General features: G+C 64.3%; 10 protein-coding genes and 1 pseudogene. 7 read left to right on the forward strand and 4 right to left on the reverse strand.

Annotated features, from left to right (window positions below):
- Both MOV74_RS19755 and rfbF read right to left on the reverse strand, forming a co-directional pair.
- The coding region (locus tag MOV74_RS19755; RefSeq protein ID WP_249797535.1) for a GDP-mannose 4,6-dehydratase at window positions 1-599 on the reverse strand (599 nt) is incomplete at its 3' end.
- Window positions 584-1,354, reverse strand: coding sequence for a glucose-1-phosphate cytidylyltransferase (gene rfbF / locus MOV74_RS19760; protein WP_246925838.1), 771 nt, complete (start codon window positions 1,352-1,354; stop codon window positions 584-586). The genes rfbF and MOV74_RS19755, both read right to left, overlap by 16 nt.
- A 219-nt stretch (window positions 1,355-1,573) precedes the next feature.
- Here rfbF and MOV74_RS19765 point away from each other — a divergent pair, with 219 nt between their 5' ends.
- From MOV74_RS19765 to MOV74_RS19795, 7 genes are all read left to right on the forward strand, one after another.
- Window positions 1,574-2,536: a UDP-glucuronic acid decarboxylase family protein gene (locus MOV74_RS19765; RefSeq protein ID WP_246925839.1), complete on the forward strand. Its 963-nt coding sequence runs from the start codon at window positions 1,574-1,576 to the stop codon at window positions 2,534-2,536.
- 39 nt (window positions 2,537-2,575) lie between these two features.
- Window positions 2,576-3,880, forward strand: a complete 1,305-nt coding sequence (locus tag MOV74_RS19770; RefSeq protein ID WP_246925840.1) for a hypothetical protein — start codon at window positions 2,576-2,578, stop codon at window positions 3,878-3,880.
- 4 nt (window positions 3,881-3,884) lie between these two features.
- Window positions 3,885-5,063: a glycosyltransferase gene (locus MOV74_RS19775; RefSeq protein WP_246925841.1), complete on the forward strand. Its 1,179-nt coding sequence runs from the start codon at window positions 3,885-3,887 to the stop codon at window positions 5,061-5,063.
- A 124-nt stretch (window positions 5,064-5,187) separates the two neighbouring features.
- Entirely contained in the window at window positions 5,188-5,634 is a 447-nt protein-coding gene (locus MOV74_RS19780) for a hypothetical protein (RefSeq protein WP_246925842.1), read from the forward strand.
- Window positions 5,631-6,752, forward strand: coding sequence for a DegT/DnrJ/EryC1/StrS aminotransferase family protein (locus MOV74_RS19785; protein WP_246925843.1), 1,122 nt, complete (start codon window positions 5,631-5,633; stop codon window positions 6,750-6,752). Before MOV74_RS19780 ends, MOV74_RS19785 begins: the two co-directional genes overlap by 4 nt.
- Entirely contained in the window at window positions 6,749-7,516 is a 768-nt protein-coding gene (locus MOV74_RS19790; protein WP_246925844.1) for a class I SAM-dependent methyltransferase, read from the forward strand. Before MOV74_RS19785 ends, MOV74_RS19790 begins: the two co-directional genes overlap by 4 nt.
- Window positions 7,513-8,721 carry a glycosyltransferase gene (locus MOV74_RS19795; RefSeq protein ID WP_246925846.1) on the forward strand — a complete coding sequence of 403 codons (1,209 nt, stop codon included), beginning with the start codon at window positions 7,513-7,515 and terminating at the stop codon, window positions 8,719-8,721. Before MOV74_RS19790 ends, MOV74_RS19795 begins: the two co-directional genes overlap by 4 nt.
- A gap of 6 nt (window positions 8,722-8,727) precedes the next feature.
- Here the strand turns inward: MOV74_RS19795 and MOV74_RS19800 are convergent, their stop codons facing one another.
- Complete coding sequence (locus tag MOV74_RS19800; protein ID WP_246925848.1) at window positions 8,728-10,308, reverse strand: hypothetical protein; 1,581 nt, start codon at window positions 10,306-10,308, stop codon at window positions 8,728-8,730.
- Between the two features lie 48 nt (window positions 10,309-10,356).
- Window positions 10,357-10,738, reverse strand: a pseudogene (locus tag MOV74_RS19805) (hypothetical protein); the annotation flags it as partial.

The following is a 10,738-nucleotide window of genomic DNA, read 5'->3' on the forward strand; positions in this document are numbered from 1 at the left end:
CCGCCTCCGAACACGTTGCCGGCACGCGCGGTCGCAACGCGCGCCGCGCCGCTCGTGTTGAAGAAACTGTGGCGGTAGGAATGCGTCACGAGCTCGGCGCAGGCCTTGCTGTTGCTGTAGGGATCGTCGCCGCCGAGCCGGTCGCCCTCGCCGAAGGCGGCGCCCGTACCTTTGTTCTCGTAGCACTTGTCGCTGGTGACGTTCAGGATCACCTGCACCGAGCGCAGATGCCGTGCCGCCTCCAGCACATGCACCGTGCCCATCACGTTGGTCGCGAAGGTCTCGACCGGCTCTTCATAGGAGGGGCGAACCAGCGCTTGCGCCGCCATATGGATGACGATGTCGGGCTCGGCCTCCGCCATCGCGGCGCGCAAGGTCGGGAGATCGCGGATATCGGCCACGCGGTGCCTGATGTCGTCGGCGATGCGCGCCGTGACGAACAGCGCGGATTGGTGTGTCGGCGGCAGCGCATAGCCGTAGACGTCAGCCCCGAGACGGCGCAGCAGCAGCGAGGCCCACGCCCCCTTGAAGCCGGTGTGGCCGGTGAGGAAGACCTTCTTGCCGCGCCAGAATGCCGGATCCGTCACCAGACCCTCCATTTGGCACGATTGCTGGCCCACTCGCCCTCAAGGAAGTTGCGATCGCGCAGCGAGTCCATCGGATGCCAGAAGCCGTGATGCACATAGGCGCGCAGATCGTCACCGCGCACCAGTTGCTCCATCGGCTCCCGCTCCCAGATCGTGTTGTCGTCTGCGATGAGCTCGCCGACCGACGGCGACAACAGAAAGAAACCGCCGTTGATCCAGCCGCCGTCGTCATTGGGCTTTTCCTCGAAATTGACGACTCGGTCACCCTCGATCGCGATGGCGCCGAAGCGCTTGGCCGGCCGAACCACGGAAACGGTGGCGCGGCGCCCATGCGCCTTGTGGAAAGCGATCTCGGCGGCAAGATCGATGTCAGCGACGCCGTCGCCATAGGTCAATGCGAAGAAGGGCTCGTCCGCGACATAGGGCAGCACCCGCTTCAGCCGGCCGCCGGTCTGGGTATCCTCGCCGGTGTCGACCAGCGTCACCCGCCACGGCTCGGCGGTTTCGCGATGCACTTCCATCCGGTTCTCGGCGATGTGAAAGGTCACGTCGGACATGTGCAGGAAGTAGTTCGCGAAATATTCCTTGATCATGAAGCCCTTGTAGCCAAGGCAGATCACGAAATCATGGAAGCCGTAGTGGCTGTAGATCTTCATGATGTGCCACAGGATGGGCCGCCCGCCGATCTCCACCATCGGCTTCGGTCGCGTGCTGGTCTCCTCCGCGATTCGCGTGCCGAGGCCTCCCGCAAGAATTACGACTTTCATTCACCTGCTCCGAACGGGAGGCACGCTCCCCGCGTATTCCAGACGGCTTCTATACGAAGTGGCGGGACCTGGAAAATCATCGGTCCTCAAGCAACCCTTAGAGACTAATAGGTATTTTTTTACCTTTATGCAAAGCTATTGGCGTTTTCGCCCGTAGCCGATACCACTCTGCCCGCCGCAGCGGGACGAGACCGTCCCGAGACCCAGCTGGAACCGATCATGCCGTTTGAAAACTACAGGAACAGCCGCATCCTCGTGACCGGGGGCGCCGGGTTCATCGGATCGCATCTCTGCGAGCGACTGCTCGATGCCGGGGCCGAGGTGGTGTCCGCGGACAATTATTTCACCGGCAGCCGGCGCAACATTGCCCATCTGATCGCAAATCCGCTGTTCGAGGCGGTCCGGCACGACGTCACCTTCCCGCTCTACATCGAGGTCGACGCGATCTTCAACCTGGCCTGCCCGGCCTCGCCGATCCACTACCAGCGGGACCCCGTGCAGACCACCAAGACCTCGGTGCACGGCGCCATCAACATGCTGGGGCTCGCCAAGCGGCTCAAGGCGCGCATCTTCCAGGCCTCGACCAGCGAGGTCTATGGCGATCCGCTGATCCATCCGCAAACCGAGGATTACTGGGGCAACGTCAACCCGATCGGCGTCCGCTCCTGCTACGACGAGGGCAAGCGTTGCGCCGAGACGCTGTTCTTCGACTATTGGCGTCAGCACGGCCTGCCGATCAAGGTCGCGCGCATCTTCAACACCTACGGCCCGCGCATGCAGCCAAATGATGGTCGCGTGGTGTCGTCCTTCATCGTCCAGGCGCTCAAGGGCGATCCGATCACCGTGTTCGGCGACGGGGGCCAGACCCGCTCGTTCTGCTATGTCGACGACCTCGTCGAGGCCATCATGCGGTTGATGGTGACTGCGGAAGACATCACCGGCCCGATCAACCTTGGCAACAATTCCGAGTTCACGATCCGCGAGCTCGCCGAGAAGGTCATCAAGCTCACGGGCTCGCGCTCCAAGCTGGAGTTCAAGCCGCTGCCGCAGGACGACCCGCGCCAGCGCCAGCCCGACCTCGCCAAGGCGAAGGCGGTGCTGAACTGGGAGCCGAAGGTCGCGCTCGAGGACGGGCTGAAGGAGACCATCGCCTACTTCAAGCATTCGCTCGACATCGCCTGATCTGCTCGCAACTCCAGTCGTTCGCAGCGAGCTACGGCAATGAGCGCACCGCCAGGCATCATCAGCGATTTGCGCGCCGGCCTGGACTCGAAAGCCGCGCTGACGAAACTGGTGTTGCTGCACAGCGCCGTCACCTGCCTGTCACTGATCGAGGTCGCGACCTTCCAGCTCTCCATCGACTTCGACCCGAAACGCCTCTGGATCGCGGTCATCGTCGCGGCCGGCTTTTCCGTCGTCTCGCTGCTGTTCGCCTCCGCCCGCTTCAGCTTCGGGTATTTCGTCGGATTTTACTCCTACACGATGATCCTGGGCTTCCTGTGGATCGACGTTTTCTCCGACTACAACTACCCGCGATTGCTTGCAGGAGTTTCGGCGGCATTGGCGCTGCTGCTCTTCCTGATGCCCACCCTGTTCATCCGGGCGCCGCTGCGGCGATTCGTGACCCTGTCCAACGCCCGTTTCGAGCACCTGCTTACGCTCATTCTGGCGGTCTCTATCGCCACCATCGCGGTCGCTTCGACCTACAATTTCCGTCTGGTCTCGGTCGCGCGCATCTACGACTTCCGCGACACCCTCGTATTTCCGGGAGCGCTGCGATATCTGATAGGATGGGTCTCCAGCACGCTGCTGCCGTTCGCCTTCGCCTGCTACTGGCTGCTCGGCCATCGCGTCCGCGCCGGCCTCGTCCTGGTCCTTCTTCTGTTGTTCTATCCCGTCACGCTGACGAAGTTCGCGTTATTTACGCCGGCCTGGTTGATCGCGCTCATCGTGCTGTCACGGTTTCTGGAGGCGAGAACATCGGTCATCGCATCGATTTTCGTCCCGATGCTGATCGGGCTACTCGTGATCTGGCTGACAGAGGCTAGCCTGAGGAGCATTCCCGGCAGATATTTCGACATCGTCAACATCCGGATGATGGCGACGGCATCGGGCGCGCTCGACCTGTACAACCATTTCTTCGCGAGCCACCCGCTGACCTGGTTCTGCCAGATCTCCTTGCTCAAGCCGCTGATGCATTGTCCTTACGAGGAGCCGCTCGCAGTGGTGATGCAGAACACCTACGATTTCGGCAATTTGAACGCTTCGCTGTTTGCGACGGAAGGAATCGCGTCCGTCGGCCCCTGGCTGGCACCGCTGACCGCGCTCGCGGCAGGCCTCGTCCTGGCGCTCGGCAATCGCGCCTCCGCAGGGCTCCCGCCTCGCTTTGTCCTGATGTCATCAGGCGTGCTGCCGCACGTCCTGCTCAACGTGCCGCTCACCGTCGCCATGGTTACCCACGGCACCGCCATCCTGTTCCTGCTCTGGTACGTGATGCCCCGCAACGTGTTCGAAGAAAAGCCGTGACCCCGTGCGCATCCTGATCCTCAACGCCGACTATCCGCGCTTCCTGGCCTGGCTCTACCGGCGCAGACCGGGCCTCGAGAACGAATGTTACACGGCGCAGATGGCGGCGCGTAACGCCAGCCTGTTCGGCGTTGCCGATTTCTATTCGCGCAATTTCGCCGGCCTCGGGCACGTCGCCGCCGACATCCATGTCAACAATCCCTGGATGCGGGCAGCCTGGGCGCGCGAGCACGGCCTTGCCGTCACCGAGCCGCCGCCACCCGGCATCCATGCCGCCCGCAATGCCATTCCCGGCTGGCTGCAACGCGCAGTCGCCCCCTTCAAGCCGGTGCTGCGACCGCTCGCGCGCAAGGTCGGCCTCAGCCCGCGGCTCGACGCGGAAGCAGAAAAAATCCTGCTGGAGCAGATCGAGGACTTCAAGCCCGATCTCGTCCTCAACCAGGATCTATTCCACGTCGACACGCGTCTGGCGCGCAGGATCAAGCAGATCGGCCGGCCGATCCTGGTCGGCCAGATCGGCATTGCGCCCTCGCGCGGCGAGGACTGGTCGGTCTACGACCTCATGATCTCGCAGATGGCTGCGGTGGTGGACTTCTTCCGTGCCCACGGAGCGCGCGCGGAAGTCGTCCACCTCGCCTTCGAACCAGCTATCCTCGACGTCCTGCCTCCGCTTCCCCAGCAAGAATTCGACGTCACCTTCGTCGGTGCCGTATCGGCGGATCACCAGCTTCGTGTCGCGCAGCTCGAAGCGGTGGCGCGGCGCTACGATCTCAAACTGTTCGGCAGCGGCTTGCACTCCCTTCCCGCCTCCTCGCCGCTGCACCGCTGCTACCAGGGCGAGGTGTGGGGCGTGGAGATGTACCAGGCACTTCGCGCCTCGCGCGTCACGCTCAATTCGCATATCGACATGGCCGGCCGTGAGGCTGGCAATGCCCGTCTGTTCGAAGCGACCGGCGTCGGCGCGTTCCTGCTCACCGACTTCAAGGATAATCTGCACACCTTGTTCGCTCCCGAGCGCGAGATCGTCGCCTGGCGCAGCGTCGAGGATTGTCTCGCGTTGATCGATCGGTATCTCGCCGACGATACGGCCCGCCAGTCCATTGCCAAGGCGGGACAGGCCAGGACGTTTGCCGCCCACACCTTCAAACGGCGTGTCGAAGAAATCCTCACTCACATCGCCTGAATCTGCGCCGACAGGCGTAGCAATCGCCATGATCGTCCGCCCTTGACGGTCCCGGCCAAAATGGCCAAAGTGCGCGTCGAGGCAGCTATCCCACTCTAATCACAGCAGTTTTTTGAGGCTCCCGATGGAACACGTCGAACAAGTTCGATTCGGCGATCAGCTTTACGCGATCATCGTGCGGGCCTCGTTCCGCGAGCCGGGCATCCACTTCTTTTCGACGCCGGAGCTGTCCCAGCAGCTCGCCTTCATGAGCCATCCCCAAGGCAAGACCATCGAGCCTCACCGCCACAACAAGGTGACGCGGGAGGTGCACTACACTCAGGAGGTTCTCCTGATCCAGAAGGGCAAACTTCAGGTCGACTTCTACACGGTCGAGGAAAGTTATCTCGAAAGCCGCGTGCTCGGTGCCGGCGACATCATCCTGTTGTGCAGCGGTGCCCACGGCTTCCACGTGCTCGAGCCGCTCGAGATGTTCGAGATCAAGCAAGGTCCCTATTCCGGCGAGAACGACAAGACCCGCTTTGCCGAGGTCTCCCCGTCCGAAATCCGGATCAAGGGCCCAAACCTGTGACCGCACCTTTCATTCCGGTCAACACACCGCTGCTCGATGGCAACGAAGCCGACTATCTCGCCGAATGCATCCGGACAGGATGGATCTCCTCGGAGGGACCGTTCATCAAGCGCTTCGAGCAGGCGATGGCCGAGGCCGCCGGGCGACGACACGGCATCGCCGTAACCAACGGCTCGGTCGCGCTCGACATCGCCGTCCATGCCCTTGGGCTCGATGAGGGGTCTGAAGTCATCATCCCGACCTTCACCATCATCAGTTGCGCGGCCGCGGTGCTGCGCGCGGGGCTCATCCCCGTCGGGGTCGACTGTGATGCCGCGACCTGGAACATGACTGCCGAGGGCGTGGAAGCCGCGATCACGCCGCGCACGCGCGCGATCATGCTGGTCCACATCTACGGTCTGCCGGTCGACCTCGATCCGATCCTGGCGCTGGCCCGCAAGCACGATCTGAAAGTGATCGAGGACGCCGCCGAGATGCACGGCCAGACCTATCGCGGCGCGCCTTGCGGAGGCTTCGGCGATGTCTCGACCTTCAGCTTCTATCCGAACAAGCACGTCACGACCGGTGAAGGCGGCATGATCCTCACCGATGACGCCGCGCTCGCCGATCGGCTGCAGGGCCTGCGCAATCTGTGCTTCCAGCCGCAGCAGCGCTTCGTCCACGAGGAGCTCGGCTGGAACGCGCGCATGACCAACCTCCAGGCTGCACTTGGCGTCGCCCAGGTCGAGCGCCTATCGCGAACGGTCGAGATCAAGCGCCGGATCGGCCGGCTTTACGATGAGCATCTCGCAGGCCTCAACCGCATCCGTCGCCCCGTCGCCCACACCGGCTATGCCGACAACATCTACTGGGTCTACGGCATCGTGCTGAACGACGACGTCCCGTTCGACGCCAAGGAAGCGATGCGGCGCCTCGGCGAAAAGGGCATCGGGACGCGGCCGTTCTTCTGGTGCATGCATGAGCAGCCGGTGTTGCGCCGAATGGGCCTGATGCGCGACGAAAGCCATCCAAATGCGGAATACATCGCTCGGCGCGGATTTTACCTGCCAAGCGGGCTTGCCCTGACCGACGACGAGATCGCGCGCTCGGCCGAGGCGCTGAAGGAGATCCTGGCGTGACGGTGTTCGCCGACTACGCGCCCTGGTATGATCTTCTCTATCAGGACAAGGATTACGCGGCCGAGACGGCGTTCGTCGAGGCGCGCCTGCGCGACCGCGGCGTTTCCTTGGGCAAGCTGCTCGATCTCGGCTGCGGCACCGGCCTGCATGCGCTCGCCTTCGCGCGCCATGGGTGGAACGTTGCCGGCATCGATCTCAGCGACGAGATGATCGCGCGCGCCAAGACGCGCGCCACGCAAGCCGGGCTGTCGATCCCGTTTCGGCAGGGCAATGCCTGCGAGACTGGTCCCGAACGCGATTTCGATGCTGTGGTGTCGCTGTTCCACGTCGCAAGCTATCAGACCAGCCGCGATGCCCTGACGGCCATGTTCCGCACGGCCCATGCGGCGTTGAAGCCGGGCGGCGTCTTCTTCTTCGACTATTGGTACGGCGGCGCCGTGCTGGCGCAGGGCGTCGAGACGCGCGTCAAGGTGATCGAGCAGAAGCCGCTGCGCCTCACCCGCATTGCGCGATCCGATCACGACGAACAGGCAGCGACGGTCACCGTGAACTATACGCTGTTCTGCGAGGAGATGGATCGCGCCACGATCCATCGTGTCGATGAAGCGCACCACATGCGCTACTGGTTTCCGTTCGAGATCGATGCATTGCTTGCGGCGACCGGCTTCCAGCCCGCCGCTCACGCCGCATGGCTGACGGAAGACGCGCCGAACTCGAAGAGCTGGGCGGCCTATGCGGTCGCCAGGAAGAGTGTCACACCGTGAGACCGCTGCGCCTTGCCGTGATGCTGGAACAGGCGCTCGAGGTCGGCGGCGGCTTCCAGCAGCCGCTCAACGACCTGCTCTGGCTGCGCGACTGGGCGGCCAAGTCGGGCAACGAGATCGTGGTGTACTCGCCCTACCCGAAGACCCTGGACATCCTGAAGGAGTTCGGCGTCGTAGCCCGCCTGCTCAAGTTCGGGCCGCTCGACCATATCTTCCTGTTCCTGAAATATTGCGGACCATTCGATCTCGTCCAGATCGCGCTGAAGCTGAGATCGCCGTTCGAGCGCGCGCTGATCCGCGACGGCATCGACGTCGTCCACTTCACCTCGACCTCGAAGCGGCACCTGCTGCTCTACGAGCTGCCGTTCATCATCACGATCTTCGACGGCTGCCACCGCGATGCACCCGAGTTTCCGGAGGTCCGGACGTTCGGCGAATTCGAGCGCCGCGAGATCCTGTTCGGCCTTGCCAGCACCAAGGCGGCGGTCGTGATCGTCAACGCGCCGGAGCTGGTCGACGATCTCTGCCGCCGTTATGCCATGGAAAGGGAGCGCGCGGTCTGCATCCCGTTCTCGCCCTCCACCTATGTCAGCCAATCCACGTCAGACGCCGCCGACGATGCGGCGGTGCTGGCAAGATACCGGCTCAAGCCCGGCTATCTGTTCTATCCGGCGCAATTCTGGCCGCACAAGAACCACATGACGCTGCTCGCCGCGCTCACAAGCTTGCGCGAGCGGGGCATCACCGAACGGCTGGTGCTGTGCGGCTCGGATCGCGGCGGCCGCGACAAGATCGATGCGGCGATCCGTACCTACGGCCTGTCGGACCAGATCTCCATCATCGGCTTCGTCGAGTCCGCCGAACTGGGCGCGCTGTATCGCGGCGCCGCGGCGCTGGTGATGCCGAGCTATTTCGGCCCGACCAATCTTCCACCGTTGGAAGCCTGGGCGGTCGGCACGCCGGTGATCTATCCGGAGGCCTTCAAGGCCCAGGCCGGCGACGCCGCGATCCTGTTCGACTATGACGACCCGCGTTCACTCGCGGATGCGATCGTCAGCCTGCGAACCGAGGGCATGCGCGAACGGCTGCAAGCGGCCGGTCAACTTAGGCTCGCTCAGTTTGCCGAAGAAACCCAGGCCGGCCACCAGCAATTCGCCCGCCATTTGGAACGGCTGAAGCACCGGCTGGCCTTGACCGCGCGCTGAATTGCCCTAAGCCGGAATGCGCGCCCTCAGGCGCTCGCGCAGCGCCGCATTCAACAGCGGGCTTGCGAGTATGCTGACTACGGCCAGCCAGATCGCGCATTCCACGACGAAGTGCACGAGCCCGCTCCCCGGCACCAGCGCGGTGATCACCTGCCCGATCAGCCAGCCCGACGCCACGATGCCGACGCCCATGAACATCAGGAAGGCAACGTGTCTGAAGGGATGATGCAGGGTCTGGCGCATGACCAGCAGCGCGAGCAGTCCGAACTGAATGAGGATGTCGCTTGCGACCACGGCGAGCGCAGCCCCGAGCGGCCCCAGCCGCGGAATCAGGGCGAAGGACAGCGCCAGGAAGACCACGAGCTGGAGGCCTTTGGTCCGGATCAGGAGATCGCCGCGATTGCTGTGATTGGCAAAGACCAGTGCCAGCAGCGATGGCGCGACGGCCGCCGAGCCGAGCAGCAGTGTCACCGTGAGCGCCGCGTCGTAGGGAATGCTGCCATGGGTCCACAACGCGAAGAAATCCGGCCAGAACGGCAGCAGGCCGGCGACGGTCAGGCAGGCAAGGCCTGTTACGAACACCGAGCCATGGGCGTAGAGCCGGCGCAGCCGATCCTTGTCGCCGACGGCATGATCGTGGCCGAGCTCGGCGGCGATCGGCAGCGTTACCTGGAGGCACAGGCCGCGCACCAGGCTCGCGATCACACGCGTCAAGCCCCATTGCGCCACCGCGACGCGGTTCGTGACCAATGCGGAGACGAGCAGCACCGGGACGTTGACGAGTGCGAGCTCGGTGATGTTGGCAACCGCGAAGGGCACGGCGCGGCCGAATTGTCCGACACTCCAGCGCAGGGATGGCGACACGAACGGCGGCTTGCCGGCACGGCGCAGGAACGGAAACAGTCGCGGCGCGTCGAACGCAGCGAGCAGGATCGCGAACAGGACCTGCATCGACACGAAGGCAATCGCGACCGCAAGCAGGCTGCCGAACAATGCGAGCGCCGCGAGCTGGGCGATCTGTCCAAGCAGTAGCGCGGCGTTTTGCAGCCAGACCGTCCGGCCATAATGGCCTCGCACCCGATAGAGGCCGGAGACGAGGTTGGCGGGCACGGTCAGAAGCATGCCCAGAATCATCACCAGCATCGCAGCATCGAATGTTGGCGTGGCGTGAAAGCCGAGCACGGCCGAAGGCGGCGCCAGAACCACCGCCGCGCACAAAAGCACACCCAGCACCGCCACGATGGCGAGATAGATCCGCAGCAGCGCCGAATAGAAATTCGCAGTGCGCCCGTCGCAATCGGCGCAAGCCTTGAACGCGAGAAAGCGGTTGATCGCGCGAAGCTGCAATCCGGCATCCGCCACCACGACGAGGCTTCCCGCCGCATAGATCGCGAGCCAGGCCGCGAGCGTGTCGCCGGTCCAGACATGCAGGAAGGCGGGGATGAGCAGAAGCTGCTGGGATAGCCCCAACGCTATCTGGACCAGGTTGGCAGACCAGCCCTGCAAGAGGCGGCGGGCGCGGCTGATGCCGCGAGGCCTGCTCGAACCGTCGGCCGGACCGGGCGCGTCAATTTGCTCGTCGGTCAAGCCGCGTCCTTCCCGGTCAAGCAAGCGGCCCGGCGCGCCCGCCAGCGCTCAGAGCCCATCCGACTCGCCGTTCTTCGGCGTCGAACGCGGCAGGAAGGGAGAGACCGACGGATCGGCCGGGCCCGGCCTCGTCAGCTTGCCCCCGACATCTGCGGGCGGGCTCGCGGCAACGGCTGCCTCCGGCCGCTGGAGCACCAGCACCTCGCTGCGCTCGCCCTGCTTGAACGTCACCTCGCGCGGCTGCACCGACGTCAGCGACCAGCCCGCGAGCGATTCGCCCTGCCGCAGACGCACGACCTTCTGATCGGTGCGGTTGACGAGAATTGCGATCGCATCGCCCTCGCCCACCACGGCCCCGACCAGCAACAACGGCGGCGGCGCCTCGACCGGCTTGGGCGCCGGCGCAGGACTTTCCTCGACCGGCGAAGCG

Origin of the sequence: Bradyrhizobium sp. SHOUNA76, from assembly GCF_023006445.1 — a bacterium.
Lineage (GTDB): Bacteria > Pseudomonadota > Alphaproteobacteria > Rhizobiales > Xanthobacteraceae > Bradyrhizobium.

Coding starts and splice junctions, on each gene's coding strand:
- MOV74_RS19780 (WP_246925842.1), top strand. CDS start 5,188: ATGGAACACGTCGAACAAGTTCGATTCGGCGATCAGCTTTACGCGATC.
- rfbF (WP_246925838.1), bottom strand. CDS start 1,354: ATGAAAGTCGTAATTCTTGCGGGAGGCCTCGGCACGCGAATCGCGGAG.
- MOV74_RS19765 (WP_246925839.1), top strand. CDS start 1,574: ATGCCGTTTGAAAACTACAGGAACAGCCGCATCCTCGTGACCGGGGGC.
- MOV74_RS19770 (WP_246925840.1), top strand. CDS start 2,576: ATGAGCGCACCGCCAGGCATCATCAGCGATTTGCGCGCCGGCCTGGAC.